Source organism: Rhizobium tropici CIAT 899, assembly GCF_000330885.1.
In the GTDB taxonomy this organism is placed as follows: Bacteria; Pseudomonadota; Alphaproteobacteria; order Rhizobiales; family Rhizobiaceae; genus Rhizobium; species Rhizobium tropici.
In genome coordinates this window covers 786,881-813,476 of sequence record NC_020059.1, presented here as the reverse complement: position 1 = coordinate 813,476, position 26,596 = coordinate 786,881, and the positions used below count along the sequence as shown (strand labels likewise).

Annotated in this window: 28 protein-coding genes; 15 read left to right on the top strand and 13 right to left on the bottom strand. The window is 60.5% G+C overall.

The window, feature by feature from the left end; all coding sequences use genetic code 11:
- Nucleotides 1–81 precede the first annotated feature (81 nt).
- The 3 genes from groES (at nucleotide 82) to RTCIAT899_RS03930 (ending at nucleotide 3,123) form a co-directional block, all read left to right on the top strand.
- A complete protein-coding gene (gene groES / locus RTCIAT899_RS03940) occupies nucleotides 82–378 on the top strand; it encodes a co-chaperone GroES (RefSeq protein ID WP_015338933.1) in 297 nt (98 codons plus the stop codon).
- Between the two features lie 73 nt (nucleotides 379–451).
- Complete coding sequence (groL, locus tag RTCIAT899_RS03935) at nucleotides 452–2,092, top strand: chaperonin GroEL (protein ID WP_015338932.1); 1,641 nt, start codon at nucleotides 452–454, stop codon at nucleotides 2,090–2,092.
- Nucleotides 2,093–2,664: 572 nt separating this feature from the next.
- Complete coding sequence (locus RTCIAT899_RS03930; protein ID WP_015338931.1) at nucleotides 2,665–3,123, top strand: hypothetical protein; 459 nt, start codon at nucleotides 2,665–2,667, stop codon at nucleotides 3,121–3,123.
- A gap of 57 nt (nucleotides 3,124–3,180) precedes the next feature.
- Here RTCIAT899_RS03930 and RTCIAT899_RS03925 read toward each other — a convergent pair whose 3' ends face one another.
- Entirely contained in the window at nucleotides 3,181–3,888 is a 708-nt protein-coding gene (locus tag RTCIAT899_RS03925; protein ID WP_015338930.1) for a glutathione binding-like protein, read from the bottom strand.
- A gap of 210 nt (nucleotides 3,889–4,098) precedes the next feature.
- Here RTCIAT899_RS03925 and RTCIAT899_RS03920 point away from each other — a divergent pair, with 210 nt between their 5' ends.
- Entirely contained in the window at nucleotides 4,099–4,542 is a 444-nt protein-coding gene (locus RTCIAT899_RS03920; protein ID WP_015338929.1) for a DoxX family protein, read from the top strand.
- 73 nt (nucleotides 4,543–4,615) lie between these two features.
- On the opposite strand, the gene hisG is transcribed toward RTCIAT899_RS03920, so the two are convergent.
- The 3 genes from hisG to hisS all read right to left on the bottom strand — a co-directional run bounded on the left by hisG (nucleotide 4,616) and on the right by hisS (nucleotide 8,145).
- Nucleotides 4,616–5,311 (bottom strand): ATP phosphoribosyltransferase, encoded by a 696-nt coding sequence (gene hisG / locus RTCIAT899_RS03915; protein WP_015338928.1) that lies wholly within the window; start codon nucleotides 5,309–5,311, stop codon nucleotides 4,616–4,618.
- Complete coding sequence (locus RTCIAT899_RS03910) at nucleotides 5,311–6,429, bottom strand: ATP phosphoribosyltransferase regulatory subunit (protein ID WP_015338927.1); 1,119 nt, start codon at nucleotides 6,427–6,429, stop codon at nucleotides 5,311–5,313. The genes hisG and RTCIAT899_RS03910 overlap by 1 nt, the downstream gene beginning before the upstream one ends.
- Before the next feature lie 192 nt (nucleotides 6,430–6,621).
- Nucleotides 6,622–8,145, bottom strand: a complete 1,524-nt coding sequence (gene hisS, locus RTCIAT899_RS03905) for a histidine--tRNA ligase (protein ID WP_015338926.1) — start codon at nucleotides 8,143–8,145, stop codon at nucleotides 6,622–6,624.
- A 125-nt stretch (nucleotides 8,146–8,270) separates the two neighbouring features.
- Between hisS and RTCIAT899_RS03900 the strand changes: the two genes are divergently transcribed.
- The 3 genes from RTCIAT899_RS03900 (at nucleotide 8,271) to copM (ending at nucleotide 9,690) form a co-directional block, all read left to right on the top strand.
- The gene (locus tag RTCIAT899_RS03900) at nucleotides 8,271–8,798 is read left to right on the top strand and encodes a 2'-5' RNA ligase family protein (protein WP_015338925.1); all 528 of its coding nucleotides are present in this window, start codon (nucleotides 8,271–8,273) and stop codon (nucleotides 8,796–8,798) included.
- Nucleotides 8,799–8,809: 11 nt separating this feature from the next.
- Nucleotides 8,810–9,247 carry a hypothetical protein gene (locus tag RTCIAT899_RS03895; protein ID WP_244441439.1) on the top strand — a complete coding sequence of 146 codons (438 nt, stop codon included), beginning with the start codon at nucleotides 8,810–8,812 and terminating at the stop codon, nucleotides 9,245–9,247.
- 74 nt (nucleotides 9,248–9,321) lie between these two features.
- Entirely contained in the window at nucleotides 9,322–9,690 is a 369-nt protein-coding gene (gene copM, locus RTCIAT899_RS03890) for a CopM family metallochaperone (RefSeq protein ID WP_015338923.1), read from the top strand.
- Nucleotides 9,691–9,742: 52 nt separating this feature from the next.
- On the opposite strand, the gene RTCIAT899_RS03885 is transcribed toward copM, so the two are convergent.
- The gene (locus RTCIAT899_RS03885; RefSeq protein WP_015338922.1) at nucleotides 9,743–10,642 is read right to left on the bottom strand and encodes a LysR family transcriptional regulator; all 900 of its coding nucleotides are present in this window, start codon (nucleotides 10,640–10,642) and stop codon (nucleotides 9,743–9,745) included.
- 110 nt (nucleotides 10,643–10,752) lie between these two features.
- On the opposite strand from RTCIAT899_RS03885, the gene RTCIAT899_RS03880 reads away from it, so the two are divergent.
- The gene (locus tag RTCIAT899_RS03880) at nucleotides 10,753–11,778 is read left to right on the top strand and encodes a zinc-dependent alcohol dehydrogenase family protein (RefSeq protein ID WP_015338921.1); all 1,026 of its coding nucleotides are present in this window, start codon (nucleotides 10,753–10,755) and stop codon (nucleotides 11,776–11,778) included.
- A 48-nt stretch (nucleotides 11,779–11,826) separates the two neighbouring features.
- On the opposite strand, the gene RTCIAT899_RS03875 is transcribed toward RTCIAT899_RS03880, so the two are convergent.
- Nucleotides 11,827–12,876, bottom strand: a complete 1,050-nt coding sequence (locus RTCIAT899_RS03875) for an aldo/keto reductase (RefSeq protein ID WP_015338920.1) — start codon at nucleotides 12,874–12,876, stop codon at nucleotides 11,827–11,829.
- Nucleotides 12,877–13,180: 304 nt separating this feature from the next.
- Here RTCIAT899_RS03875 and RTCIAT899_RS03870 point away from each other — a divergent pair, with 304 nt between their 5' ends.
- Nucleotides 13,181–13,885 carry an HAD family hydrolase gene (locus RTCIAT899_RS03870; RefSeq protein ID WP_015338919.1) on the top strand — a complete coding sequence of 235 codons (705 nt, stop codon included), beginning with the start codon at nucleotides 13,181–13,183 and terminating at the stop codon, nucleotides 13,883–13,885.
- Nucleotides 13,886–13,888: 3 nt separating this feature from the next.
- Here the strand turns inward: RTCIAT899_RS03870 and RTCIAT899_RS03865 are convergent, their stop codons facing one another.
- On the bottom strand, nucleotides 13,889–14,383 hold the full coding sequence (locus RTCIAT899_RS03865; RefSeq protein WP_210304949.1) for a hypothetical protein: 495 nt from the start codon (nucleotides 14,381–14,383) through the stop codon (nucleotides 13,889–13,891).
- A gap of 29 nt (nucleotides 14,384–14,412) precedes the next feature.
- Nucleotides 14,413–15,042: a DNA-3-methyladenine glycosylase I gene (locus tag RTCIAT899_RS03860; protein ID WP_015338917.1), complete on the bottom strand. Its 630-nt coding sequence runs from the start codon at nucleotides 15,040–15,042 to the stop codon at nucleotides 14,413–14,415.
- Between the two features lie 302 nt (nucleotides 15,043–15,344).
- Here RTCIAT899_RS03860 and RTCIAT899_RS03855 point away from each other — a divergent pair, with 302 nt between their 5' ends.
- From RTCIAT899_RS03855 to RTCIAT899_RS03840, 4 genes are all read left to right on the top strand, one after another.
- Nucleotides 15,345–16,127, top strand: a complete 783-nt coding sequence (locus tag RTCIAT899_RS03855) for a L,D-transpeptidase (RefSeq protein ID WP_015338916.1) — start codon at nucleotides 15,345–15,347, stop codon at nucleotides 16,125–16,127.
- A gap of 219 nt (nucleotides 16,128–16,346) precedes the next feature.
- A complete protein-coding gene (locus RTCIAT899_RS03850; RefSeq protein WP_081598361.1) occupies nucleotides 16,347–17,045 on the top strand; it encodes a L,D-transpeptidase in 699 nt (232 codons plus the stop codon).
- Nucleotides 17,046–17,347: 302 nt separating this feature from the next.
- Nucleotides 17,348–18,019 (top strand): outer membrane protein, encoded by a 672-nt coding sequence (locus tag RTCIAT899_RS03845; protein WP_015338914.1) that lies wholly within the window; start codon nucleotides 17,348–17,350, stop codon nucleotides 18,017–18,019.
- Between the two features lie 76 nt (nucleotides 18,020–18,095).
- On the top strand, nucleotides 18,096–18,443 hold the full coding sequence (locus tag RTCIAT899_RS03840; protein ID WP_015338913.1) for a DUF6881 domain-containing protein: 348 nt from the start codon (nucleotides 18,096–18,098) through the stop codon (nucleotides 18,441–18,443).
- A 48-nt stretch (nucleotides 18,444–18,491) separates the two neighbouring features.
- On the opposite strand, the gene glcF is transcribed toward RTCIAT899_RS03840, so the two are convergent.
- From glcF to RTCIAT899_RS03820, 3 genes are all read right to left on the bottom strand, one after another.
- A complete protein-coding gene (gene glcF / locus RTCIAT899_RS03835) occupies nucleotides 18,492–19,811 on the bottom strand; it encodes a glycolate oxidase subunit GlcF (RefSeq protein WP_015338912.1) in 1,320 nt (439 codons plus the stop codon).
- 215 nt (nucleotides 19,812–20,026) lie between these two features.
- Nucleotides 20,027–21,226, bottom strand: coding sequence for an FAD-binding protein (locus RTCIAT899_RS03825; RefSeq protein WP_015338911.1), 1,200 nt, complete (start codon nucleotides 21,224–21,226; stop codon nucleotides 20,027–20,029).
- The gene (locus tag RTCIAT899_RS03820) at nucleotides 21,223–22,662 is read right to left on the bottom strand and encodes an FAD-linked oxidase C-terminal domain-containing protein (protein WP_041677807.1); all 1,440 of its coding nucleotides are present in this window, start codon (nucleotides 22,660–22,662) and stop codon (nucleotides 21,223–21,225) included. The genes RTCIAT899_RS03825 and RTCIAT899_RS03820 overlap by 4 nt, the downstream gene beginning before the upstream one ends.
- A 234-nt stretch (nucleotides 22,663–22,896) precedes the next feature.
- On the opposite strand from RTCIAT899_RS03820, the gene RTCIAT899_RS03815 reads away from it, so the two are divergent.
- The gene (locus tag RTCIAT899_RS03815; RefSeq protein ID WP_015338909.1) at nucleotides 22,897–23,793 is read left to right on the top strand and encodes a LysR family transcriptional regulator; all 897 of its coding nucleotides are present in this window, start codon (nucleotides 22,897–22,899) and stop codon (nucleotides 23,791–23,793) included.
- Nucleotides 23,794–23,822: 29 nt separating this feature from the next.
- On the top strand, nucleotides 23,823–24,386 hold the full coding sequence (locus tag RTCIAT899_RS03810) for an O-acetyl-ADP-ribose deacetylase (protein ID WP_015338908.1): 564 nt from the start codon (nucleotides 23,823–23,825) through the stop codon (nucleotides 24,384–24,386).
- Nucleotides 24,387–24,389: 3 nt separating this feature from the next.
- On the opposite strand, the gene RTCIAT899_RS03805 is transcribed toward RTCIAT899_RS03810, so the two are convergent.
- Together RTCIAT899_RS03805 and RTCIAT899_RS03800 are read right to left on the bottom strand one after the other, a co-directional pair.
- The gene (locus RTCIAT899_RS03805) at nucleotides 24,390–25,553 is read right to left on the bottom strand and encodes an adenosylhomocysteinase (protein WP_015338907.1); all 1,164 of its coding nucleotides are present in this window, start codon (nucleotides 25,551–25,553) and stop codon (nucleotides 24,390–24,392) included.
- Nucleotides 25,554–25,680: 127 nt separating this feature from the next.
- On the bottom strand, nucleotides 25,681–26,589 hold the full coding sequence (locus RTCIAT899_RS03800; RefSeq protein WP_015338906.1) for a LysR substrate-binding domain-containing protein: 909 nt from the start codon (nucleotides 26,587–26,589) through the stop codon (nucleotides 25,681–25,683).
- Between the last annotated feature and the right edge of the window lie 7 nt (nucleotides 26,590–26,596).

The window sequence follows — 26,596 nt, the reverse complement described above, 5'->3', positions numbered from 1 at the left end:
CACTCTCAGAGGATGAGTGCTAACAAAATCCATACGGATCCCCGCTGATCCGTGAATGTCATTTGATCGAGGGATTAGACAATGGCAAGCACCAATTTCCGCCCCCTTCATGACCGCGTCGTCGTTCGTCGCGTCGAGTCGGAAGAAAAGACCAAGGGTGGGATCATCATTCCCGACACCGCCAAGGAAAAGCCGCAGGAAGGCGAGATCGTCGCCGTCGGTTCCGGCGCTCGCGATGAGGCCGGCAAGGTCGTAGCACTCGACGTCAAGGTTGGCGATCGCGTTCTGTTCGGCAAGTGGTCGGGCACTGAAGTCAAGCTCAACGGCGAAGACCTTCTGATCATGAAGGAAGCCGACATCATGGGCATCATCGGCTAATTGGCCGGTTCCCTTTTCCGATAAAGCTGACGGGCCTTAAAGCCCCGAAAACGCGAATTCAGGAGTTTCAAACATGGCAGCTAAAGAAGTAAAATTCGGCCGCAGCGCCCGCGAAAAGATGCTTCGTGGCGTCGATATCCTCGCTGACGCAGTGAAGGTCACCCTCGGCCCGAAGGGTCGTAACGTCGTTATCGACAAGTCCTTCGGCGCTCCGCGCATCACCAAGGACGGCGTTTCCGTCGCCAAGGAAATCGAACTCGAAGACAAGTTCGAAAACATGGGCGCCCAGATGGTCCGCGAAGTTGCTTCGAAGACCAACGACGTCGCCGGTGACGGCACCACCACTGCAACCGTTCTCGCCCAGGCGATCGTTCGCGAAGGCGCCAAGGCTGTTGCAGCCGGCATGAATCCGATGGACCTGAAGCGCGGTATCGACCTCGCTGTTGCAGAAGTCGTCAAGGATCTCCAGGCTAAGGCCAAGAAGATCAACACTTCGGAAGAAGTTGCGCAGGTCGGCACGATCTCCGCAAACGGCGAAAAGCAGATCGGTCTCGATATTGCTGAAGCCATGCAGAAGGTCGGCAATGAAGGCGTCATCACGGTTGAAGAAGCCAAGACCGCCGAAACCGAACTCGAAGTCGTCGAAGGCATGCAGTTCGACCGCGGCTACCTCAGCCCCTACTTCGTAACCAACCCGGAAAAGATGATCGCCGACCTCGAAGACGCGTTCATCCTGCTCCACGAGAAGAAGCTCTCGAACCTGCAGGCCATGCTCCCGGTTCTCGAAGCCGTCGTTCAGACCGGCAAGCCGCTCCTCATCATCGCTGAAGACGTCGAAGGCGAAGCTCTTGCGACCCTCGTCGTCAACAAGCTGCGCGGCGGCCTCAAGATCGCTGCCGTCAAGGCTCCGGGCTTCGGTGATCGCCGCAAGGCCATGCTGGAAGACATCGCCATCCTGACGGGCGGCACTGTCATCTCCGAAGACCTCGGCATCAAGCTTGAGTCCGTCACCCTCGACATGCTCGGCCGTTCCAAGAAGGTTTCGATCTCCAAGGAAAACACCACGATCGTCGACGGCGCTGGCGCCAAGTCCGACATCGAAGGCCGCGTTGCCCAGATCAAGGCTCAGATCGAAGAAACCACCTCCGACTACGACCGCGAGAAGCTGCAGGAACGTCTTGCCAAGCTCGCTGGCGGCGTTGCCGTGATCCGCGTTGGCGGCTCGACGGAAGTCGAAGTGAAGGAAAAGAAGGACCGCATCGACGACGCTCTCAACGCGACGCGCGCTGCTGTTCAGGAAGGTATCGTACCGGGCGGCGGTATCGCCCTCCTGCGTTCTTCCACGAAGATCACTGCCAAGGGTGAAAACCAGGATCAGGAAGCCGGCGTCAACATCGTTCGCCGTGCCCTGCAGTCGCTGGTTCGCCAGATCGCAGAAAACGCTGGTGACGAAGCTTCGATCGTTGTCGGCAAGGTTCTCGACAAGAACGAAGACAACTACGGCTACAACGCCCAGACGTCTGAATATGGCGACATGATCGCCATGGGCATCGTCGACCCGGTCAAGGTTGTTCGTACGGCTCTGCAGAACGCAGCTTCGGTTGCTTCGCTGCTGATCACCACCGAAGCCATGATCGCTGAACTGCCGAAGAAGGATGCCCCTGCTGGCATGCCGGGCGGCATGGGCGGCATGGGCGGCATGGACATGATGTGATAGGCCAACGGCCTCATCACAGGAATGTCCATAAAGCTTCGCCCATGCACTTTAGTGCTTCAGGCCGCCGAGCGGCCTGAAGTGGCGGCATGGACATGATGTGATAGGCCAACGGCCTGTTACGACTGTTCAATCCGACATCCGGAATTGACGAAAGGGCGGCCCTCGGGTCGCCCTTTTTGTTTGTGGCCTATAGTTTCGATGCAGACCGGCAAGTTTCTGGTAGCGCAAATTTACGCAAATTGCCCCATTGCCGTTTTCAAAAAAGCTCTTATAAATCGCAGCGCAGCGTTTCTAGAGGTTTAGCTGCAATGCACAAAAATTTTACTTATACTCGGCACGTTTAATCGGCGCCCGCACATGGCTATGATCTTAAGGATTGAGGGCGCGCGGAATTTTTACTTGAAATGACTTCATAGCTTGGATCACCCAAATCGGAACAAGCATGACGGAAAATGGAAGCAGCAGAGCCGAATGATCCGCTTTTCATCGGATGCGGCATGCGGGAAGACATTCAATCCGGAAGACGCAAGGGAATTTGAATAAAGCGCAAGGGGGGACCTGGCGCTCAAATGGGGATCATCTTGTTCAAGATTGCCAAGGCCAATTTTTCCGCACCGTTTGCGCCGGGCTCACTGGAGTTCGAGGGTCATGACCCCGATCTTCTGGCTCAGTTCTGTGTTTCCGAGGGATGGACGGGCGATCTTTCAAGCGGCATCATCAAACTTGGGCAGTGGGGCACTATGCTGCATGGGCTGAATTCTTCGGAATGCGGCCTGCTGAGCCTCATGCATTGCTATGACCTGCAGGATCGGGCCCGTATTCTCGATCTTTTCGAGCAGGCGGCTACGGCCAATTCCTGCTTCTGCTACTCGACGACCACGCTCGGCGCAGGTGGCCATCGCCGGCCGGTCTTCTGTGTCGGCGAGTCCGTTGCCGCGGATAAGCAGCATGCCGGCAGCATGGTCGGCGTTTTTCTGTTTCCGCGCTTCAAACTGGAGCCGGGCAGCCAGCTCGCTACCCGGCAGTAAATCACTATCGGCCATGGTCGGCCAAGTTCGCCCGACCAGCTACCGAGTTCAACCTGATCAATCCCGCTTGGGAATGCTGAGGCCGCGCTGGCTTGCCGGACGTGCCAGAGCGCGATCCAGCCAGGCCATGACGGAGGGGAAGCTTTCGAACTCCAGCACCTCGCGGCCGCCATAGAAGACGTCGACGCCGCGAACCCAGGGAAAAGTGGTGATGTCGGCGATGGTGTATTCATCGCCCATGATCCATTCGCGTCCCTGCAGGCGGCTCTCCAACACGCCGAGGAGGCGCTTGGCCTCATCGCGATAACGCTCGACCGGATAGGAGTTATTGGCGACCTTCTCGGCGGCGAATTTGAAGAAATGACCGAACTGGCCGAACATGGGACCGACGCCTGCCATCTGGAAGAAGACCCATTCAAGGGTCTCGTAGCGCCTGGCAGCATCGCTTGGAATGAGCTTGCCGGTCTTTTCCGCCAGATAGACCAGGATCGCGCCGGATTCGAACAGGCCGATCGGTTTGCCGTCAGGGCCATTGGGATCGATGATTGCCGGAATGCGGCCATTCGGGTTCAGCGAAACGAATTCCGGCGATTTCTGATCATTGGTGCCGAAGGAAATCAGATGCGGCTCATAGGGCAGGCCAAGCTCCTCCAGCGCAATCGAGACCTTTACGCCGTTCGGCGTTGGCAGCGAATAGAGCTGGATAATATCCGGATTGCTGGCGGGCCAGCGCTTCGTGATCGGAAAGGACGACAGATCGGCCATGGGCTTGCTCCTGAAGGGTCTGATTTGACAACTGATTTGCCGCCACAATAGCCGATGGGGCTTGTATGGGAAGAGCTATCTCGGCGGATCATTGTTCAATGATTGTGAACTAATTGTCCGCAGTTGTTTATCTTTTCAACTCATCAAAAATCGCGAATATCCGTCTTCAGAAAATAACTGCCACCCCATCCTATTTACTGGAGACCCCTCATGTCCAATAGCAACAACATCATCATTCTTGTGGCGCGCATCCTGCTCGCCTTCATGTTCATCTTTGCCGGCTTCGGCAAGCTGAGCGATCCTGCAGGTACGGCCGGCATGATCGCCGGAGCCGGTATGCCGGCCGCAACGCTGCTCACCTATCTTGCCGGCGCGTTTGAATTCGTCACCGGCGTCTGCGTCCTCATCGGCTTCCAGGTCCGCATCGTCGGCTGGCTGCTCGCCCTCTTCTGTGTCTTCACCGGCATCGTCTTCCACCTGCCGACGGTCAATGTTCCCGACTTCCCGGCTGCCGCAAACGGTTGGATCAACGGCTTGAACTTCGTGAACTTCCTGAAGAACGTCACGCTCGCCGGCGCGTACATCATGCTTGCCACCAATGGCGCAGGCGTCTACTCGCTCGACGCACGCCGCGGTGCCTACGCAGCCGCCTAAGCGCTGCCTGTCTCCCAAGACAAAAGGCCCGCCGGAATTCCGGCGAGCCTTTCTACGTTAAATGTTTGGGAAATCAGAGCGCGCTGCGCACGGCCGAGATGATGCGCTGAACCATCGGATCACCTTCGTGGCTTTCCTTGCGGGCGCGCACCAGGCAGGCTTCCGAGCGCAGGATGATCCCATCCGACAGGATCTTCAGATGGTTTGCCCGCAGCGTTGAGCCGGTGGAGGTGATGTCGACGATGATATCGGCCGAGCCGGCAGCTGGCGCCCCCTCCGTCGCTCCGAGGCTTTCGACGATGCGATAAAGCTGAATGCCGTGCTGGCTGGAGAAGAACTGCTGCGTCAGCCGCCAGTATTTGGTGGCGACCGTCAGCCGGTGGCCATGACGGGCGCGGAAATCGGCGGCGACATCACCGAGATCGGCCATGGTATCGACGTCGAGCCAGATTTCCGGCACCGCGACGACGACATCGGCGTGACCGAAACCGAGCCTTGCGCAGAATTCGACGCGGCGATCTGCCTCCGCCATGCCCTCTCGGACAAGATCCTCGCCGGTAATACCGAAATCGACGCTGCCATTGCCGATCTCACGGGAGATTTCCGAGGCCGACAGGAAGGCGATCTCGACTCCATCCCAACCGTCGACACGGCCGCGATAGGAGCGATCGTTACCGACGGCGACGATCGGCATTCCAGCGCGGTCGAAAATTGCCGAGCAATCGTCTTTCATTCGGCCCTTGGAGGGAAGTGCTATCGTGATGGTCATCAGGCCGCCCTCGCAGTTTCGATGCGATCGAGCCAGAGCGCGAAGCCGACAGCCGGGATACGATCCTTGGCACCGAGGAGCGTCAGCAGCCGATCGAAGCGACCGCCACCGGCGAGCACCGCGCTCGATCCCTCCACCGTCACTTCGAAGACGAGGCCGGTATAGTAATCAAGCGGACGGCCAAAAGCGGCGCGATAATCAGTCTTCGAAACGTCGGCGCCGGCTTTGGCTAGTGCCGCAACGCGGGCATCGAAGCTCTTCAATGCGCTCCCGAGCTTCAGCCCCGCAGCGTCGGCAAAACCTGCCAGCGCCGCGGAAGCATCCGAGAGCGGCACGCTCAGGGACAAGAACTCCTCCAGTACGCGGAAGGCCGCGTCGTCGAGCCGCGTTTCGGACAGTACCAGCTTCTCGCGAAGGCGCCGGGCGATTTCCTGCGGCGAACGGCTGGCATTGGTGGAATAGCCGGTTGCCTGCATGGTGGCGTCGATATGCTTGATCAGCCCCTGCTCATCGCCGCGATTGAGGAAATCGAGTACGTGCGTATCGAGCCCGGTAACCGGCTGCGGGCTTGCGAGCCGCGCCAGCAGGGTTTCGAGCTGCACCATGTTGCCGAAGGCATGGATCAGCCGCTTCTGCCAGCCCGACGGCAGGCCGAGCGCCTGCACCACGGCCTCGAATACGGCCTGATCGCCCAAGGTCACCGAAAGTGCCTTGCCAGGCACCAACTGGCTCAGGATACCGATGGCATCGCCGATGGCGCGGGCGTCGGCGGCGGCCGTATCGGCATCGCCCAGATCTTCTATGCCGGCCTGATAGAACTCATGGCCGCCTTCGCGGCGCTGGCGAAAGATTTCGCCGAGATAGGAATAGCGCTTCGGCGTGCCGGTGGCGGTTTCGATATGCTGCAGACAGACCGGAATAGTGAACTCCGGGCGCAGGCAAAGGCTGGCGCCGGTGTCGCTTTCAGTCATGAAAATGCGCCGGCGAAGATCCTCGCCGGCCATATCGAGAAAGGGTTCGGCCGGCTGGATGATGGGCGTATCCACCCTCTCCGTTCCGCGGACGGAGAATTCGTCCAGCAGATCGCTGGCAAAATTCGGGAGGTTGATCAGGGGCATGGGATCATACCTCCACTAAAGCCCCTCATCCGGCCTATCGGCCACCTTCTCCCCGTCTGGACGGGGAGAAGGGGATGGGCGCGCCTTCTGTCATCCCTCATCTCCACGAGAGTCGATGGGCTGCACCGAAAGAGGTTGTCCCCTCTCCCCGCCAGCGGGGAGAGGGCTAGGGTGAGGGGCAAAGCCACACACTCAGACATTGCCGAGCGCCCTCTTCCGGTCTTCCGCCTGTGCAGCTAAGATAGCCTTGACCTTCTCGACCAGTTCGGCCTCCGGCGCCGTTTCCTGCGCCACGCGAGCCTCACGCCAGCTGGCATTATCCTCGATCTCGCCGGAAAGGCGTTTGCCTTCGATCAAATCCTTGATCTGGACGACACCCTGTGCACGCTCGTCGCCGCCCTGGATGATGGCGATCGGGCAGCCGCGGCGGTCGGCATATTTCAGCTGATTGCCGAACTTCTTCCAATTGCCCTGGAACATCTCGGCGCGGATGCCGGCAGCGCGCAGCTGCTGCGTGAAACGCTGGTAGCGTCCCATGGCGTCGACATCGCCATCCATGACGGTGACGAGCACGGGCTCGATCACCTCTTCCATGCCGAGCTTGCCGAGGTTCTTCAGCGCCGTCATCAGGCGCGACACACCAATGGAAATACCGGCGGCCGGCACCGGCTGGCCCATGAAGCGTGAGACGAGCCCGTCATAACGGCCGCCGCCACCGACCGAACCGAACACGACCTTCTCGCCCTTCTCGTTGGTGACGTCGAACAGCAGCTCGGCTTCGTAGACCGGGCCGGTGTAATATTCGAGCCCACGCACGACGGACGGATCGATCTTGATACGATCCGATTGATAGCCGGCGCTAGTGACGAGGCTGCCGATGAAATTCAGCTCTTCGACGCCTTCGCCGCCTTTGGACGTGCCGGCGACAAGCTCGGCAAGCTGGGCGGCACTTTCTGCATAGTCCTTGATGCCGACGAAGAAGAGCACCTTCTCGATCTGATCGGCGTTTAGGCCGGCACCCTTGGTGAAATCACCGGACTCGTCCTTGCGGCCGGGGCCGAGCAGCAGTGCCACGCCTTCGGGGCCGAACTTGTCGAGCTTGTCGATGGCACGCAACACGTTGAGGCGCTGTGCGACCTTGTCGTCGCCGCCGAGGCCGATCGCTTCCAACACGCCGTCGAGAACCTTGCGGTTGTTGACGCGGATCACATAGTCGCCACGGTTGATGCCCAAGGCCTCCAGCGTGTCAGCCATCATCATGCACATCTCGGCATCCGCCTGCACGCCTGGCGCGCCGACGGTATCGGCGTCGAACTGCATGAACTGGCGGAAGCGGCCCGGGCCTGGCTTCTCGTTGCGGAAGACGTAGCCGGCACGATAGGTGCGGTAGGGAAGCTGGATCTCGTTGAAATTCTCGGCGACATGACGGGCGAGCGGCGCCGTCAGGTCATAGCGCAGCGACATCCACTGCTCGTCGTCATCCTGAAGCGAGAAAACGCCTTCATTCGGCCGGTCGCTATCGGGCAGGAACTTGCCGAGCGCATCGGTATATTCGAACAGCGGCGTTTCGACAGGATCGAAACCATAATGCTCATAAACGGCCCGGATCTTGGAGGTCATCTCGTTGACGGCGCGAATGTCGCTGGCCGAACGATCGACAAAGCCACGCGGCAGGCGGGCCTTGAGCTTCTGCGGTTTCTTTTGTTTGTCGCTCATCTCTAGGGTAATCCGGTATGGGAACAGTCGCGGTTAACTAGCGGATTGGGCCGAATGCGGCAAGGATTGTTATAAGTTAGCGGCCGACAAAACCGAGAAAAGCCGGAGAAGGCGGCAGAGCAACCATGCCATACGCGATCGTCTTGAAATGCACGGATGAAACGGCCACGCCGGTTCTGGATCTTTGGCGGGAGGCGAGCCGCTTCGAAACCGCGCCATCGATGCAAGCACTGAACTATCCGCCGCATCTGACCTTCGCGGTCTATCAGGATATCGCCCTGCCTTCACTTTTCACAGCGGCCCAGAAGGCTTTCGCGGGTGTGCCGCCTATATCGGTCGAATTCTCCGGGATCGGCCATTTTCCCAACGAGATGCTGGTGCTCTGGGCACGCCCTGTCGACGATCATGTGCTCAGACAGATACACCGAGCCATTCACGACGAGATCGACCCTGCCCTTTGCCACGAGCATTCCCGCCCGGATTACTGGCAGCCGCATTGCACCATTGCGATGAAGATCCCCACAGTCACGAGGGAAGAGGCGCTAACATGGGCAAAGGCGACGCCTGCGAAGTTCACGCTCGTCCTCGATGTGGTGGATTGCATCCGCTTTCCGCCTGTCGAAATCCTGCAGGAAGTCAAACTGCAGTCTTGATCGCCTTCCCAGTGTCCTTCGCGGTTGAATTTGCGCTTGCCTTCGCGGCCGCCGCCGCTAGGTTCCCCTTCATGCGCTTGCTTGCGATCCTCTCGATGGTAATTGCCTGGCTGCTCTACGGTGCCATGCCGGTACTGGCGAGCTGTCCGATCTGTGATTCCGTCGCCGCAATGCCCGCCGCATCATCCATGAGCATGCATGAGACCATGGCTGATATGCCTGGCATGGCCAGCCATGGCGATATGGCGCAACATCAGGAAAAGAAGCCGCAAAACCCTTGTGCCGGTGGCATGGCGCATATGGCATCCTGCGCCGCTTGCCTCGCACTGACATCGACGCTTATGGCGGAAGAAGGCAAACAAGCCTTCTCCTATCCGGCGCCGGAGCCCGGACAGCGTCTTGCCGACTCCCGGCCACAACCGACAGCACCCCCTCCCCGTCTCGCCTGACGACCATCTGTATTCAATCGACGAGCGGCCATCCGCTCAAATCCAGATACCGTTCAGAAACGGAGAAAATACCTATGTCCACCTCAAAATCGCTGATGCTGGCCGGCGCATTCGTCCTTGCCATCGCCCTTCCTGCCTATGCCGACGACATGAAGGGCATGGATATGAGCAAGCCGATGGGAGACCAAGGTGCGTCCAGCAAGGCTTTCACCGACGCCATGGGCAAGATGCACAAGGACATGATGATCCACTACAGCGGCGATGCGGACGCAGATTTCGTCCGCGGCATGATCCCGCATCATCAAGGCGCGATCGACATGGCCAAGATCGAGCTGAAATACGGCAAGGATCCCGAACTGCGCAAAATGGCGGAGGGCATCATCACCGCGCAGGAAGCCGAGATCAAGGAAATGAAAGCCTGGCTGAAGAAGCACGGCAAGTAATCCATCCGGCAAATGAGAGGCGGCATTCGTGCCGTCTCTCTGTTCCACGCTCTCAGCCCATGATTGCGGGCAGGCGCTCTGCGAGCAGGTCGATGACCACGCGCATCTTTAGCGAAAGCTGCGGCACCTGCGGCCAGATGGCGTAGACGTTGACGGGCCGGCTGGAGACATTGAGCACCGGCATGAGCTTGCCTGCGTGCACATAGCCCCGTACCAGCCAGCAGGGTAGCCACGTAATGCCCATCCCGGCGGCGGCCGCATCCGCAATGACCTCCAGGTCATCCAGACGCAATCGCGTCTGCGGAAAATAGTCGACGGCTGCACCGTCGCCCTGCAGAAAGGTCCATCTCTTGGCTTCCCCGGATCTCGCATAGACGACGAGATCGTGGCTATCGAGATCGGCAATGGTCTGCGGCGTACCTCTAGCAGCGAGATAATCCGGGGAGGCGCATAGCGTCATGCGATGGAGGGCGATCTTGCGGGCAGCAAGACCGGCTTCGTCCCGCAACACGCCATTGCGAATGGCGAGATCGAAGCCCTCGTCGAAGAGGTCGACCACGCGATCACTGAAGGAAAGGTCGAGTTCAAGCTTGGGATGGACACGTGCCAGTTCAAGCAGCAGCGGTGCAGCACAACGACGACCGAAGAGCACCGGCATGGAGATGCGCAGACGTCCGGTAACTTCGCGCTTACCCGATTCCAGCATGGCCTCGCCGGACTGTATCTCGTCCAGCGCCCGGCGGCAGCGCTCGTAGAAAGCTTGCCCCTCATCCGTCAGACTCTGCATGCGGGTGGTGCGGTGAAACAGGCGCACATTCAGGCGTCCCTCCAGCTTCGCGATCGTCTTGCCGATCGCCGAGCGCGAGAGATTCATGCGCGCCGCCGCGGCCGAAAAGCCGCCGGCCTCGACCGCCTCCACGAATTCGGGAATGCCGTTGAGCATGTCGGTCATGATGATTGCTTCCTCCAAGGAACCAGTTAGCGGAAATAATATCGCCACTGGCGACCATAAAGCAACGATATGCTCCGCCCATTGCTTTCAATCCCTCTCAGGAGATCATGATGACGAAGACCATGAAGCGTTGGACCCTCGAGACGATCGCCGTCGGCGCTCCCTTGAATCTGACGGAAACCGCCATTCCCTCGCCGGCGCGCGGCGAAGTGCTCGTGCGGGTGAAAGCCGTTTCGCTGAACTATCGCGATAAGCTCGTCCGCGAAACCGGCATGGGCCTGCCGATCCAATTTCCCTTCGTACCGGCCTCCGATATGGCAGGCGTCATCGAAGCGGTGGGAGACGATGTCACCAGATTTGCCGTTGGAGATCGGGTCATTTCGACCTTCCATCCCGACTGGATCGACGGCAAGCCGCTCGGCGATGCCCGTACACCGCCCTACAAGACGCTGGGCGGTTTTTATCCCGGGGTGCTCTCCGAATATGTTGCCATGCCGGAGGACTGGCTCGTCTCGGCGCCTCAGAGCCTCGATTATGCCGAGGCAAGCACCTTGCCCTGCGCTGGCCTGACGGCCTGGTTTGCGCTGGTGGAGCGCGGCAAGGTCAAGCCTGGCGATAGCGTGCTGGTGCAAGGAACGGGCGGCGTGGCGCTGTTCGGGCTGCAGATCGCCGCGGCCCAAGGCGCCGAGGTGTTCGTGACCTCCTCCGGACAGGAAAAGCTCGAACGGGCCAAGGCTTTGGGCGCTCATCACGGCATCGACCGCAACAAAAGCAATTGGGTGGAAGAGGTCTATCGTCTCACCAACGATCAGGGCATTGATCATATTTTCGAAATAGCCGGCGGGCCGAATTTCGCCCAATCGCTGAAGGCGGTGGCGCCGCAAGGCCGCATTTCCGTCATCGGCGTCCTTGAGGGCTTCGACATCTCCGGTCCGGTGGCACCGCTGCTGTTGAAGTCTCCCACCGTGCAGGGCATCAGCGTCGGCCACCGCCGCTCGCTCGAAGATTTCGTGCACGCGGTCGACAGCATCGGCCTGAAGCCCGTCATCGACCATCGCTATGCACTCGGCGAGGCATCCGCCGCCTTCGATCATCTCGATCGCGGCCCCTTCGGCAAGATCGTCATTGATCTTTAACGTGAAGCCGGGCCGCCGCGAAAAGCTGCGGCCCGGCTTTGCATGATATCAGGCCTTCGGCTCGAAGGGCTGTGGCACGCGCTGGGCGCTCTGGCGTGCGAGCATCCAGCCGGGATATTCGGGCGCAAGCGCGCTGACCTCAGCGAGCTTCGTCATATCCTCGGCATCGAGCTTCAGCTTGACGGCGGCCAGATTCTGGTCGAGCTGGTCGAGACGCTTGGCACCGATGATAATGCTGGTGACAAAAGGCTTCGCCAGGATCCAGGCAAGCGCCACTGTTGCGACGCTGGAGCCGTGCTTCTCCGCCACGTCGCGCATGGCGGCGACGCAGGCCCAGGCGCGGTCCTTGTCGACGGGCGGGAAATCGAAGCTCGCACGCCGTCCCTCGCCATTGCCGGGAGCGCCCGGACCATACTTACCCGAGAGCAGACCACCTGCCAGCGGCGACCAGACCATCAGCCCCAGCTTTTCCTCAGCCATGACAGGCACGATTTCGCGCTCCAGATCGCGGCCTGCGATGGAATAATAGGCCTGCACCGTTTCGAAGCGGGCAAAGCCGCGGCGTTCGGAAATGCCGGGCGCCTTGGCGATGCGCCATGCCTGCCAGTTGGAAACGCCGATATAGCGAACCAGACCGCGCGAAACGAGATCGTCCAGCGCCCGCAACGTCTCGTCGATCGGTGTCACGATATCCGTCCCATGGATCTGATAGAGATCGATATGATCAGTCTGCAGACGATCCAGGCTGGCCTGCACCGAGTCCATGATATGGCCGCGCGAGGCACCCCGGTCGTTCGGGTTGTCGCCCATGACGCCATAGACCTTGGTGGCGATGACGACATCCTTGCGGGGAACGCCGAGATTCTTCAGGGCCTGGCCGAGCAGCTTTTCGGAATTGCCGAAGGAATAGACGTCGGCGGTGTCGATGAAGTTGACACCGGCGGCAAGCGAGCCTTCGACGATCTTGTCGGCGAGCGCCTGATCGACATCGGCGATCGAGCCCCAGGGAGTGTTGGGATTGGCCTCACCGAAGGTCATCGTGCCCAGGCAAAGTTCGGAGACGAAAAGGCCGGTATTGCCGAGTTGGTTGTAACGCATAGGAGAAATTCCCTTGTGGTCAGCCGGAAGACGCTTCCGGCCGGTGAATTCTTATCTTTTCGCTATGAATTGGCCTCGGCACGGCAGCCGCTGTCGGCGCTGCCCTGAGGAGGTCATAAGACGGCCGTCGAGGCCGGGCTCTGGCTCCGCGGCAATCGAGACAACAAGCACATAATGCACCCGAAACCATTTTCAACGCGAGACCCCGGGCCGATCACGATGCGGTTACCTGCACTTGCTCTTGCGTCCGGGCCGGCGCGGATTAGACTCCGGTTTTTATTTGATGCGCAAAACGGACACACCGATGACGCAACGCCCCCTAACGACAATCGGCTTCGATGCCGACGACACGCTCTGGCAGAACGAACAGTTCTACCGGCTGACGGAACTGCAGTTTACCGAGCTACTCGCCGATCACGCCGCAAGCGACGTCATTTCCGCACGGCTGCTGGAGGCGGAAAAGCGCAATCTTCGTCACTACGGCTTCGGCATAAAAGGCTTTACGCTCTCTATGATCGAGACGGCCATCGAGATCACCGAAGGCGAAGTGCCATCGACCGTCATCGCGCAGATCCTCGATATCGGCCGCGATCTTCTCGCCCATCCAGTCGAAACACTGCCGCATGTGCGTCAGACACTGGAGGCCCTCTCGGGAAAATATCTGCTTGTCCTGATCACCAAGGGCGATCTTTTCGATCAGGAGCGCAAGCTTGCGCAATCCGGGCTCGGCGATCTCTTCGATGCCGTCGAGATCGTCTCGGACAAGAACGCGTCGACCTATCGCCGCATCTTTTCCAAAGTGGGCGATGGACCGGAACGGGCTATGATGATCGGCAATTCGCTGAAATCGGATATCGTTCCCGCGCTCGCTGCCGGCAGCTACGGTGTCTTCGTGCCGCACGAGCTTACATGGTCGTTCGAGCATGTGGAGGAACCGACCGACGCGCCGCGTTTCCGCAAGATCGGTCATCTCGGCGAGCTGCATGGCGTGATCGAAGCGTTGCAGTAATCCCTACTGCCCCTGCTTGGAACGGGGTGGAAACAGCATCGGTCCCTGATCCTTCTGCTGCTCGGCCGGCGCCTGCTGCGCAGCCGGCGGATTGGGGTCGATGAGGATCTCGTAGGGAGCGCCGAGACCGCGCCGGCGCGTGACGCGCGAATAATAGGGCTTGATCAGCCAGGTCGTATCCTCATTGACGGTGACGTCGGCGGTGTTGCCGTCTTCATCCGTGCCGAAGAAGGATTCATCCTCGCTCGACGAGAGATCGAAGATCGCCATATAGGCGTACTTGCTCTTGGAGCTGAAAGTGATCCGCACATGCTGGCCTTTCTTCAGCGGCAGCATGTAGACCTTGCCCTTGCCGAACTTCGTCCAGCCCGTCAGCCTCTCAAGGACTGCCGGCAGGGTGATCTTCTCGAGCTTTTCGCCACGATCGAGCTGCGGCAGCTGCTGTTGCTGACTATCGCTTTGAGCATGGGCGGCTGCGGCGCCCAACAGCGCAACCATCGTCAGCGAAAGACCGAGAAGCACGGCTCTCACGGCCGCACCAACGCGCAACGCATCGCCTCCACCTCTTTCCGGCAATAGCAGCCTTCGATGTGATCGTTGACGAGGCCCATGGCCTGCATGAAAGCATAAACTGTGGTCGGGCCGACAAAGGTCCAGCCGCGCTTCTTCAGATCCTTCGAAATCCGCACCGAAGCCGCCGTCGTCGGATTGGCGCGCAGATGGGCCAGATCGAAGACTTCGGGCCGCTCCGAGGCGCCCGGTTCGTGGCTCCAGAAATAGCGGGCGAGCGAACCGAATTCGTCGCGCAGCTCGATAGCGCGATTGGCATTGTTGATGGTGGAGACGATCTTGCCGCGATGGCGGATGATGCCGGCATCGGCAAGGCAGCGCTCGATGTCGGCATCGCCAAATCTGGCGACCTTCTCGAAATCGAAACCGGCAAAGGCGGCGCGGAAATTTTCGCGCTTACGCAGGATCGTCAGCCAGGAGAGGCCCGACTGAAAGCCCTCGAGGCAGATCTTCTCGAAGAGCCTGATGTCGTCGTCGACCGGGCGGCCCCATTCCTTGTCGTGATAGCGCTGATATTCCGGCAGATTGCCGTGCCAGAAGCAGCGGTCCTTACCATCTTCGCCGGTGATGATGCCCGTTTCGGCCATTTTCGCGATTCGTCCCCTATTTCAGCGCGCACTACCGGAAACCGGTAAGCCACTATCGGATAAATTGAGATCAATCAAATGCTTAAATTCATAGGCTGACTTCGACGACCGCGCATTCCGATTCATGATTTACCACTTGCAAACCATCTTTCCAAACCAGGCGGTAACCCTGACAAAGCTTTATCGGCTTCGCGGCATTTTGATGAATAGATGTTTACCATTCGCTCGCGTGCAAGTGGCACCATTGTTTCGACCGGGCGCTTTCGCGCCCATCTTCGGCCCATGTGTAGAGAGTTTGTCCGATGATGAAACATGCCGTTCTGTGTGCCGCGGGCGCCCTGAGCCTGCTTGCCTCCACCGCCTTTGCCGACGATCGCTATCAGTCGCGCCCGCCCGTCATCGTCAGTCCCGATCTGACCGCCCCCTGGGTGATGCAGCTCGGCGGCGGCAATGTGCAGCCGGTCGTCTATCCCCGCCCAATGGCGCGGCGCGCCGCCGATCCCAGAATGGAGCAGCAGGCCAATCCACAGGTGCGTCAGATCGTGCAGCCGCGCGGTCTGTTTGCCCGCCCGGCCGTGCAGCAGGTCGCCATGGCCCGCCCGCAATATCCGGCAGTCCGAGGCCAGATCGATCCGCAGTTCCTGCCGCAGATCGTAGACTACCAGACCAAGGAAAAGCCCGGCAGCATCGTCATCGACACCAATAACCGCTTTCTTTATCTGGTAATGGATGACGGCAAGGCGCGGCGCTATGGCGTCGGCGTCGGCAAACCCGGCTTCGAATGGGCTGGCGCCCATACCGTAACCCGCAAGCAGGAATGGCCGGACTGGACGCCGCCCGCCGAGATGATCTCGCGCGAAGCCGCCAAGGGCCATTACCTGCCGGCACACATGGAAGGCGGCGAAGGCAATCCGCTCGGCGCCCGCGCCATGTATCTCGGCTCCACCCTCTATCGCATCCATGGCACCAACGCCCCCTGGACGATCGGCAATGCCGTCTCCTCCGGCTGCATCCGGCTTCGCAACGAGGATGTCATCGACCTCTATAACCGCGTAAAGGTCGGCACCCGCGTCACCGTCATGTAATTTGTAATGACCGCTGGACCCGTGCGGCGATACTATCCCATTGAGGGAGCAGTATTCGGCTCACCGGACCGCCCGCCACTATAGTTCAGACTATAGTCTGATCCGCGATAGAAGAGAGGCTGGTTCTTCCAGACCATTCTCCTTATCGGGTATTTTGACCTTGATCCCTTCGTTGGTTCCGGTAATTTCCTACCGGATTAAACGAGGGGAATGCCAATTATGAAAGCAGCATTGTCGATCGTGACGGCAGGTGTCGTCGCGGCGTGTCTTCTTACAGCGTCGAACGCAGCAGCCTTCACCGCTTCGACACCTATTACGGCGCCGGTCGCCCGCACCGACGTGATCCGGGTCGCAATGGAGCCGCAGGGCCAGGTGAAGCCGCAGTTCCAGCGGCGGATGGTGCGGCTGGCGACGAACGAGGAGCCGGGCACCGTCATCGTCGACACCAACAACAAGTATCTCTACCTCGTCGAAGGCAATAACCGCGCAAGACGCTATGGCATCGGCGTCGGCCGCGATGGTTTCGGCTGGTCCGGCGTCGTCAAGGTCGGCCGCAAGGCGGAATGGCCCGGCTGGACGCCGCCGCCGGAAATGATCGTGCGCGAAGCCAAGAAGGGCCACAAACTGCCGGCCTTTCAGGAAGGTGGCGAGGACAATCCGCTCGGCGCGCGCGCCATGTATCTCTACCGTAACGGCAACGACACCGCCTTCCGCATCCATGGCACCAACCAGCCCTGGAGCATCGGCCTCAACATGTCCTCCGGCTGCATCCGCATGATGAACAAGGACGTGATGGATCTCTATGATCGCGTCCCCGTCGGCACCAAGGTCATCGTCGTTGGTCCCGGCAACAAGCAGGGCGAAGTCAGCTATCAGGATCGCGGCGTCGATGTGTTGAGGACGCTGTTCGGCGGCTGATAGAATCCGACCCGAATCAGGCACCAGCATAACGGGCGCTCTTCCCTCGCGTGACATCATTCACGCCGGGGAAGGCGCCCGTATCGCTTGCAATAGTTTATTGGGTGCAGGCGCGGATGGAGACACTGTTGCGCCAGTGTTACAGCCTGAAACTTATCACGCTGCATCGCCGAAAAATGGCTCGTCGCCTTCAGTTTACCGTCAGTTTTCCCGCCTAAGCCGTACTTGCCTACCCATGACTGCAATAGAAGTGTCATGGAAGCGCGTTTAGATGGCGGCACTTTGGCATCCGGGGATTTCATATGCATCGTGCATTTCGCATCAAGCAGCCGGCATTCGCCGCGCTTGCGACTTCCGCATTCATATTTGCAGCAAGCTCTGCCTCGGCGGAGATGCAATTTTCCGCTTACGGCGGCATACAGGGCGCGACAGGCAGCAATGTGACCACGTCGGACGGCGCTGATTTCGACCCCAACTGGTCCGGAAAATCCTTCAAGATGCCGCCCTATTTCGGCTTCCGCGGCATCTGGTGGCTTGACCAGTTCGACAAGCCGAACTGGGGCGTGTCGCTCGATTATACCCATGCGAAGGTCTACGGCGATCTCGGCAATACGCCAGGCTGGTCGCATTTCGAATTCACCGACGGCCTGAACATGCTGACGCTGAATGCGCTCTACCGCTTCCAGGATTCGAGCCGCAACTGGACACCCTATGTCGGTCTCGGCGCCGGCATCAACGTGCCGCACGTCGAAGTCACCCGCTCGTCGGGCACGACTTTCGACTACCAGTTCGGCGGCGCTTCGCTGCAGGCGCAGGCGGGCGTCAGCTACCAATTCGCCAAGCACTGGTCGACCTTCGTCGAATACAAGGGCAACTACAACTTCGTGAACAACGTCTCGATCGACAGCGGCGACACGCTGAAGACCAAGGTTTTCACCCACGCTCTCAACTTCGGCGTGTCGTTCAACTTCTGACGTTCCTCAGGCTGAAGTCGCAATCGATCCCTCAAACCGGTTCAGGCATGGGGGGTCTTGTGCTATAATCCAACGCATGAGCTTCTCTTATTATCGTTGCGACTGGATCCATCCGGAAAACGAGGAGCCGGTCATCGTTTATTATGAGGTTGATATCGCCGGCGATGTTCCGCGGCTGATCGATGTGTTTGCCGATGGTCGCCGGCAATGCATGTCGGTTGTCGATTTTACTGCAGAGGGACGTGACATGCTGGAGATCACCAGCCTCGTCGAAGGCTCGTTTTACGATGGCATTACCGGCCTGGTGGATGGCATTTTCTTCGAGGAAGGGCAGGATCGCATCAGCATGACGCGCATTGCCGCCGATCGGTTCGAAGTCGAATGGCAGGCTCATCGCCTGCCCGCGCCGGACAAGCTGCATTAGTACGCATTTCCGGACGGAAAACCGCTCTTCACTTTTCCTGAAATTGCTCTAAGCGGCGGCCGGCTGCAGGCCCTTCAGTTTCATAGGCATTTCGCCGCCATGGGCCCAGTCCAGCAGCTCCACCGTATGCAGGATGGGAATGCCCGTTCCCGTCGCGATCTGCGTGATGCAGCCAATATTGCCGGTCGCGATGATATCGGCTTTCGTCGCCTCGATGTTCCTGACCTTGCGCGCCCTCAGCTCGGCTGAAATTTCCGGCTGCATGATGTTGTAGGTGCCGGCCGAACCACAGCACAGATGCCCTTCCGCCGGGTCGCGCACCGTAAAACCCGCGGCTTTCAGCAAGAGCTTCGGCGCCATGGTGATCTTCTGCCCGTGCTGCATGGAGCAGGCGGAATGATAGGCGACCGCGATGCCGCGCGGCATATGCGACGGGAGATCCAGGCTTGCGAGATATTCCGTGATGTCCTTGGCGAGAGCTGAAATCCTCGCAGCCTTTTCCGCATAGGCCGGATCGAGGCGCAGCATATGCCCATAGTCCTTGATCGTCGTGCCGCAGCCCGACGCTGTGATGATGATGGCGTCCAGCCCTCCGGCGTCGATCTCGCGCAGCCACACATCGACATTGGCGCGGGCAGCGGCGAGCGCCTGCTCCTCGCGGCCCATGTGATGAACCAGCGAGCCGCAGCAGACTTCTCCTTCCGGCACCACGACCTCCACACCGAGGCGCGTCAGCAGGCGGATGGTGGCTGCGTTGATTTCGGGATCGAGCACCGGCTGGGCGCAGCCCGTCAGGATCGCCACGCGACCGCGGCGCTCGGCCTGCGCTGCATGCAGCCCCGGCTTTGCAAAAGGGGACAGCGCGGGAATGCTGCGCGGCGCAAGATCGAGCGTGGCGGCAAAAGCCTTCAGAGCCGGGATGCGCTTCAAGAGACCCTTGAACGGCCGGACGAGGTTTGCAAGCCGCAAGGCCAGCCGGAAACGGCCGGGATAAGGCAACACGGCTGCCAGCACATTGCGGGTCAGCCGATCCATCAGCGGGCGCTTATAGGTGTTCTCGACATGGACGCGCGCATGGTCGATCAGGTGCATATAGTCGACACCGGACGGACAGGTCGTCGTGCAGGCAAGGCAGGAGAGACAGCGATCGATATGTGTCACCACCTCGGCATCGGCGGGCCGGCCGTTTTCCAGCATGTCCTTGATGAGGTAGATGCGGCCGCGCGGGCTGTCGAGCTCGTTGCCAAGCGTCACATAGGTCGGACAGGTGGCGGTGCAGAAGCCGCAATGCACGCATTTGCGCAGGATAGCCTCGGATTCGGCCACATGCGGATCGGCAAGCTGTTCGGGCGTGAAATTGGTTTGCATTTACACATGTCCCCGCTTGAGCAAGATCGCGCCCCTCATCCGGCCTATCGGCCACCTTCTCCCCGTTTTAACGGGGAGAAGGGGATAGACGCGGCCTCCGCCATCCCTCAGCTTTGTTACATCCGATGCTGCCGAGTAAAAGAGGTCGTCCCCTCTCCCCGCCCGCGGGGAGAGGGTTAGGGTGAGGGGCAATCGTAGACAGGACACCATCCGCATCATCCCATCTTCCCCGGATTGAAAATCCCCGCCGGATCGAATTTCCCCTTCACGCGCGCCGAAAGCAGTGCCACCGCTTCGGGTTGCGGCTGGAAGGCCGGTGTCATTGCGCGGTGGGCTGGGGTGGCGCGCATCAAGGTGGCATGCCCGCCACCAAGCGCGTGAATGTAGCGCCTGAGCATCTCACCTTCCGGCGCCGCTTCCATGCGCATCCAGACGAGCCCGCCCTGCCAATCGTAATAGGCATCCACGCCCTCCTCCAGGCGAAGGGCGGCAACAAGCCGGTGGCCAGTACCGGGAGCCACCGAGACGCGCCAGACAGGACGCAAGGTACCATCAGCATAAGGCTTCACATTGCGGATCTCACGCCAGAGCCTGCGGCTGTCATCCTCCTCAAGGCGCTTCACCGAGCCGAGCCGGCCCATGGCGGCAGCAAGCTTTTCACCCCGGACCGAGACGGAACCCGGAAGACCCTCGACGCGCAGCACAGTCGCCTCCCCCTGCGGCAGCTTGCCGTCGAGAAAAGACCAGGAGACGGTCAGCGGCAAATGGGCAGCGCCCGATACCTCGAGCGGCAGGGCCATGGCGGCGGCCATCGCGTTGGCGGCTTCCGCATCGTTGAGACCGGAAAGGATAATCGTCTCCTCGGTCTTTGGCTTCGGCGGCACACGGAACGTTACTTCGGTCAGAAGGCCGAGCGTTCCGTGCGAGCCGACCATCAGCTTGACCAGATCAAGACCGGTGACATTCTTCATCACCCGGCCGCCAGCCTTGACGATCTCGCCCTTGCCATTGACGAAACGGACGCCGAGCAGGCTATCGCGCGCCGCACCACTGACGAAGCGGCGCGGGCCGGAGACATTGGCGGCGAAAATGCCGCCGATCGTCGGCTCACCTTCGGTTGCCATCAGCGGCCTGTGATCCATCGGCTCGAAGGCCATCATCTGGCCGGCCTCGGCAAGAGCGGCCTCGATCTCGGCGGCCGGCGTGCCGGCGCGGGCCGTCATCACCATCTCACCCGGATTGTAGGCGACGATGCCGGTCAGGCCACGTGACGAGAGCACCGCTTCGGACGCGACCACATTGCCGAAGCCGGATCGCGTATTGCCGCCGAAGATTGCAAGGGCTGCACCGCGCGCCGCGTGATCGCCGATGATGGAGGCCGCCTCTTCCTCGGTTCTCGGATGAAATTCGGTCATGCCGCATTGCGTCCGTCGAGCGGGAAGACCTTGGATGGGTTAAGTATCCAGCCGGGGTCGAAGGCTGATCGAACCGACATCATCTGGGCAAGATCGACATCGGCATATTGGTGCCGCATCAGATCGCGCTTCTCGATGCCGACGCCATGCTCGCCGGTGAGACAACCGCCGGCATCGACGCAGAGGCGCAAGATATCGTTGCCGGCCGCTTCCGCCTTGGCGGCCTCATCGGGGTCATTGGCATTGAAGAGGATCAGCGGGTGCATGTTGCCATCGCCGGCATGGAAGACATTGGCGACGCGCAGACCATAACGATCGACAATCTCGCTTGTCTTCTTCAGCACGTAAGAGAGCTGACTGAGCGGCACGGTGCCGTCCATGCAGATGTAATCGGCGATGCGTCCCGTAGCGCCGAAGGCCGACTTCCGGCCTTTCCAGATCAAGGCCGCTTCCGTTGCCGACTGGCATTCGCGCACCGTTTTGACCTTGTGAGTGCGAGCGATGGCAACGATGCTAGCCAGCATATCGTCCATTTCTGCCTCCGACCCCTCGACCTCGACGATCAGCAAAGCCTCGACATCCAGCGGATAGCCGGCCTTGGCGAAGGCTTCGCAGATCTCGATTGCCGGCTTGTCCATGAATTCGATGGCGACAGGCACGATGCCGGCAGCGATGACGTCGGCGACGCAGGCGCCCGCCTCTTCGGAACTGTCGAAACCGAAGAGTACCGGCCGGGCGCCCTCCGGCTTGGCGATGAGCCGCACCGTTGCCTCGGTGACGATGCCGAGCTGGCCTTCCGAGCCGCAGACCAGACCGAGCAGATCATAGCCCGGCGCATCCAACGCCTTGCCGCCGAGATCGATGACGGTGCCATCGGTCAGGACAAGCTTGACGCCGAGAAGATTGTTGGTCGTGACGCCATATTTCAGGCAGTGCGCTCCACCGGAATTCATGCCGATATTGCCGCCGATGGTGCAGGCAAGCTGCGAACTCGGGTCGGGCGCATAGAAGAAACCATCGGCCGAGACGCTTTCTGAGACATGGAGGTTCGTCACCCCCGCCTGCACGGTCGCGGTGCGGTTGGCATAATCGATATCGAGGATGCGGTTCATCTTGGAGAGGCCGAGGACGACGGCATCCTCCTGCGGTATCGCGCCACCGGAAAGCGATGTGCCGGCGCCGCGCGGCACGACGGGAATGCCGTAGCGATGGCAATATTTCATGACGGCCGCGACTTCCGCCGTCGAGCGCGGCAGGGCGACGGCGAGCGGCAGGCGGCGATAGGACACGAACGCATCGGTTTCGAAGGGCACGAGCTCTCGCGCCTCGTGGATCAAACATTCCGGAGCCAGGAGATCGGCGAGATCGGCAACGATCGCGCTCCGGCGCGCCAGAACATCCGCACGCGGCTCCAGAAATGAAATGGCCTCGGCCATGCCGTCCTCCTCCTGCATCCGCTTTCGGATACAGCCCCTTTTAGAGCATGATGCCGAAAAGTGTGATCGGTTTTCGGACGACATCATGCTCTGCTTTTTTGATACTAGAGCGGATTCAGATTTTAGGTCTCTTAGACCTAAAATCATCCGGCTCTAGGTGCGTTAAAGGCTTAGCGCTTTCCCAAGTTTGGAGCAAATGATAAGCACTTATTCCAAAACAGGAAATAATTCTGCATGACCAATTTGGGAGATCTCGAAATCTTCGCCAGCGTCGTTGCAACCGGCAGCATGTCGCTGACGGGCCGCGCGCTCGGCTTTTCGCCCGCCGTCATTTCCAAGCGCATCAAGCGCCTGGAAGACAGGCTTGGCACCCGGCTTCTGCAGCGCACGACACGGCAGATTTCGCTGACGGAGGCTGGCCAAGGCTTCTACGACCGCGTGCTCGCCATCCTCGCCGGGCTGGAAGAGGCGGAAGCCTATATTGCCGGGCGCTCCTCGCAGATGCACGGCACGCTGAAAATCTCCGCCCCGACGTCCTTCGGCCGGCTGCACATTGCGCCGCATCTGAAATCCTTCATGCAGGCCCATCCCGAACTGGCGCTCAACCTCGTGCTCAGCGATGAATTCGTCGATATTGTCGGCGGCGGCTTCGATCTTGCCATCCGCATTGCCGAGCTGACGGATTCCAGTCTCGTCGCACGCAGGCTCGCACCGGTGCGCCGCGTGCTCTGCGCCTCGCCCGCCTACATCCATGCCCATGGCCTTCCGCAGGATATCGACGATCTGCGCCGGCATATCTGCCTGCCGGCGCACAATCTCGATCCGTGGCGACTGGAGGGGCCGAAAGGCAGCCTGATCTTCCGCCCCGAGGGTCGGCTCATCACCAACTCCAGCGAGGTCGTGCGCGAAGCCGTCATTGCCGGCCTCGGCATTGCGCTGCGCTCGACCTGGGATATCGGGCCGGAATTGCGCGACGGCCGCCTCGTTCAAGTTCTGCCGGCCTATGAGGGCTCGCACAACGTCACGCTCTCGGCCGTTTATCCCAGCCGACAATTCCTACCGGCAAAAGTGCGCGTCTTCATCGATTTTCTGGCGGAACTTTACGGGCCTGTTCCCTATTGGGAGCGATGAGAACCCTTTCGAGAATCGAGGAGATCATCATGTCCGCGCCTGAGACCATTCGTTCCGATGTCGCCTCCGTCGCGAGGACGCGCTTCACCGTGGCTCTCGGCGACATTACCAAGCTTCCGGTTGATGCCATCGTCAATGCGGCCAACAGCAGCCTGCTCGGCGGCGGGGGCGTCGATGGCGCGATCCATCGTGCTGCCGGACCGGATCTCCTTGCCGAATGCCGGAGCCTGAACGGCTGCAGAACCGGGCAAGCGAAGATCACCATGGGATACCGCCTGCCGGCACGGCATGTGATCCACACCGTCGGCCCTGTCTGGAACGGTGGCGATCATGACGAGGAAGAACTGCTTGCCGGCTGTTATCGCAACAGCCTCAGCCTTGCCCGGGAACGCGCGCTCAAAACCATTGCCTTCCCGGCCATCTCCACCGGCATTTACCGCTTTCCCGCCGAGCCGGCGGCAGGGATTGCGATCCGCACCACCCTTGCCGAAAGCAAGGATGGTGCTTTCGAGGAGATCATCTTCTGCTGCTTCGGCGACGACATGGCGGCACTCTACGACCGATTGCTGCCGCAGATGCTGTCCGGAGCCTGATGCCTATCGCGCCAGATCGAGATAGGCGGAGGCGACCAGGGCATCTATATCCGTGGGAACGGGGATGACGCAGGCCTCCTTGCCGAGGCCGCCCTTGGCGACCCGCTCCAGGCATCGCGCCTGCAGCGCGAAGCCGAGATCCATGGATTCGACGGTATTCCCCAGCGGACGCGGACCGGCCAGATTGGCCATGTAGCCGCCGCCGAGAATGTGGAAGGCTCGGCCGTCTCGCATGCGAACAGTCTCGATCTGCTCAGCTTCGTAACCATCGACGCCGACAACATCGGGACTGCTGCGGAAGCCTTTGACATCGATCTCATGCGGAAAGTGGCCGCCATTCATCAGGATCGCGCCGTCCTTGATCAAGGGCAGATCGGCAACCGTGATGATGTCCGGATAGCCCGTCACGGTGATCAACACATCGGCAGAGCGGATCGCTGATTCACGCAGCGGCGTTGTGAAGCCATCGAGATGTGCCTCAAGTGTGGTCACCGGATCGATATCGACGACGCTGACTGCGGCGAATGCGTTGCGGAAGCACGCCGCCGTGCCCTTGCCACAAGAGCCGTAGCCGAAGACGGTCACACGTTTGCCGTTGGTGGAACGGTTGGTGAAGCGCAGATAGCTCTCGAATAGGCTTTGCCCGACGGCATGCCGATTTTCGGCGAACTGCTTGATCGGGCTGTCATTGATGACGAGGATCGGCATGTTGAGCTTGTCGCGCATCGGCATCAGGCGGGTGCGGCCGGATGTGGTTTCCTCGGTGCCGCCAAGCAGGTTGGCATAGGGCCTGTCGGCCGCGCGGGCGAAGAGATCGCCGCCATTGTCGAGCAGCAGGTCTGGCTTTTCCGCCAGGATTGCATCGAGGCTTGCACCATGCTCCTCTGCGTCGCGGGTCTGCGTCGCAAAGACCTTGATGCCCTGAGCGCGCAGATAGTCCACCGTTTCCGGCTGGGTGCTGTTGAGATTGCCGGTGCAGACGAGATCGGCGCCGCCGGCACGCAGCGTCATCAGCAGCGCAACCGTCTTCGGCTCGAGGTGAATGCCGGTGCCGATGGTGAGGCTGGCAAAGGGTTCTGTGCTACGAAATTCGGCTGCTGTGGCCGCCAGCAGACGGCAGCTGCGCGCCACCCAGTCGATACGCGAAAGAGAAGAAAACTGATCCATCATGCGCTCCTGCCGGTTGGTTCGATGCCGCGATCTGGCATGATCGTAAAGGAGGTGTCGATGGACATTGCAATGCGCTGTATGGCAGAAAATCTGCCATGTCGATGCGCTTCGTTTTGATGTTTTGCTAAGCCGGTTCGGCCCCTGTCTCGCTTAGCCAATCCGCCAATCGTACCAACGCCGGGTCCTTCACGTCGCCGCTGCGAATGCTGAGGCTGTAGCCCGCCGGCCTACGGATGAAGCCGAAGGGGGCAACCAGAGCACCGCGATCGATATCCTCGCCAATGGCGGTGTGTGGGGCGATGGCAACCCCGAGGCCCGAGCGGGCGGCGCCGATCGCAAGCAGCAGATCCTCGAATTCGCGATCGACGGCAAAGGGGATGGGCGCGCGACCGCTTTCGGCAAACCAATCCTCCCACAGGCTCGGGGCGGAACGGCTGGCAAGGCCGACGGCTCCGGCAAGTGCCGAAACCCCATTGGCAAGCCCGAGGCGATCGGCAATATCTGGCGTTGTGACGGGACCGAACTCATCCTCCATGAAACGAATGGCCGTGATATCGCGCATCGGCCGATATTCACCGCCCATGATGACCGCTTCCAGGTCGGCGCGCTTGGCAAGCGGCTCGACCGTAGCCATCGGCACGATGTCGATATCGATATCCTGAAGTGCCGCCTGAAGCGCCGCGAGACGCGGCATCAGCCACCAGACGGCAAAGGCCGAGGGAACGCCGAGCCGGATCGACCGCCGTTGGCCAACGGAAAGTTCGGCGGAGGCCCGCGTCAGGATGCCAAAGGCGACGCCAACGGAATCGGCGAATGCCCGGCCCTTCGCTGTCAGCACCAGCCGGCCATTCTCCCGGTCGAACAGAGGTACGCCAAAATGTGCCTCCAGCAGGTTCAGCTGCTGCCTGATAGCCCCGCGCACGACGCCAAGCTCATCAGCCGCCTTCAAAATGCTGCCGCAGCGCGCCACCGCATCGAAGGCACGCAGCGCGTTCAAAGGCGGCAAGCGTGGAGGCGGGATGCGTCCGGACATAATAAAT

Coding starts and splice junctions, on each gene's coding strand:
- groES (WP_015338933.1), top strand. CDS start 82: ATGGCAAGCACCAATTTCCGCCCCCTTCATGACCGCGTCGTCGTTCGT.
- groL (WP_015338932.1), top strand. CDS start 452: ATGGCAGCTAAAGAAGTAAAATTCGGCCGCAGCGCCCGCGAAAAGATG.
- RTCIAT899_RS03930 (WP_015338931.1), top strand. CDS start 2,665: ATGGGGATCATCTTGTTCAAGATTGCCAAGGCCAATTTTTCCGCACCG.
- RTCIAT899_RS03925 (WP_015338930.1), bottom strand. CDS start 3,888: ATGGCCGATCTGTCGTCCTTTCCGATCACGAAGCGCTGGCCCGCCAGC.
- RTCIAT899_RS03920 (WP_015338929.1), top strand. CDS start 4,099: ATGTCCAATAGCAACAACATCATCATTCTTGTGGCGCGCATCCTGCTC.
- hisG (WP_015338928.1), bottom strand. CDS start 5,311: ATGACCATCACGATAGCACTTCCCTCCAAGGGCCGAATGAAAGACGAT.
- RTCIAT899_RS03910 (WP_015338927.1), bottom strand. CDS start 6,429: ATGCCCCTGATCAACCTCCCGAATTTTGCCAGCGATCTGCTGGACGAA.
- hisS (WP_015338926.1), bottom strand. CDS start 8,145: ATGAGCGACAAACAAAAGAAACCGCAGAAGCTCAAGGCCCGCCTGCCG.
- RTCIAT899_RS03900 (WP_015338925.1), top strand. CDS start 8,271: ATGCCATACGCGATCGTCTTGAAATGCACGGATGAAACGGCCACGCCG.
- copM (WP_015338923.1), top strand. CDS start 9,322: ATGTCCACCTCAAAATCGCTGATGCTGGCCGGCGCATTCGTCCTTGCC.
- RTCIAT899_RS03885 (WP_015338922.1), bottom strand. CDS start 10,642: ATGACCGACATGCTCAACGGCATTCCCGAATTCGTGGAGGCGGTCGAG.
- RTCIAT899_RS03880 (WP_015338921.1), top strand. CDS start 10,753: ATGACGAAGACCATGAAGCGTTGGACCCTCGAGACGATCGCCGTCGGC.
- RTCIAT899_RS03875 (WP_015338920.1), bottom strand. CDS start 12,876: ATGCGTTACAACCAACTCGGCAATACCGGCCTTTTCGTCTCCGAACTT.
- RTCIAT899_RS03870 (WP_015338919.1), top strand. CDS start 13,181: ATGACGCAACGCCCCCTAACGACAATCGGCTTCGATGCCGACGACACG.
- RTCIAT899_RS03865 (WP_210304949.1), bottom strand. CDS start 14,383: ATGGTTGCGCTGTTGGGCGCCGCAGCCGCCCATGCTCAAAGCGATAGT.
- RTCIAT899_RS03860 (WP_015338917.1), bottom strand. CDS start 15,042: ATGGCCGAAACGGGCATCATCACCGGCGAAGATGGTAAGGACCGCTGC.
- RTCIAT899_RS03855 (WP_015338916.1), top strand. CDS start 15,345: ATGATGAAACATGCCGTTCTGTGTGCCGCGGGCGCCCTGAGCCTGCTT.
- RTCIAT899_RS03850 (WP_081598361.1), top strand. CDS start 16,347: ATGAAAGCAGCATTGTCGATCGTGACGGCAGGTGTCGTCGCGGCGTGT.
- RTCIAT899_RS03845 (WP_015338914.1), top strand. CDS start 17,348: ATGCATCGTGCATTTCGCATCAAGCAGCCGGCATTCGCCGCGCTTGCG.
- RTCIAT899_RS03840 (WP_015338913.1), top strand. CDS start 18,096: ATGAGCTTCTCTTATTATCGTTGCGACTGGATCCATCCGGAAAACGAG.
- glcF (WP_015338912.1), bottom strand. CDS start 19,811: ATGCAAACCAATTTCACGCCCGAACAGCTTGCCGATCCGCATGTGGCC.
- RTCIAT899_RS03825 (WP_015338911.1), bottom strand. CDS start 21,226: ATGACCGAATTTCATCCGAGAACCGAGGAAGAGGCGGCCTCCATCATC.
- RTCIAT899_RS03820 (WP_041677807.1), bottom strand. CDS start 22,662: ATGGCCGAGGCCATTTCATTTCTGGAGCCGCGTGCGGATGTTCTGGCG.
- RTCIAT899_RS03815 (WP_015338909.1), top strand. CDS start 22,897: ATGACCAATTTGGGAGATCTCGAAATCTTCGCCAGCGTCGTTGCAACC.
- RTCIAT899_RS03810 (WP_015338908.1), top strand. CDS start 23,823: ATGTCCGCGCCTGAGACCATTCGTTCCGATGTCGCCTCCGTCGCGAGG.
- RTCIAT899_RS03805 (WP_015338907.1), bottom strand. CDS start 25,553: ATGGATCAGTTTTCTTCTCTTTCGCGTATCGACTGGGTGGCGCGCAGC.
- RTCIAT899_RS03800 (WP_015338906.1), bottom strand. CDS start 26,589: ATGTCCGGACGCATCCCGCCTCCACGCTTGCCGCCTTTGAACGCGCTG.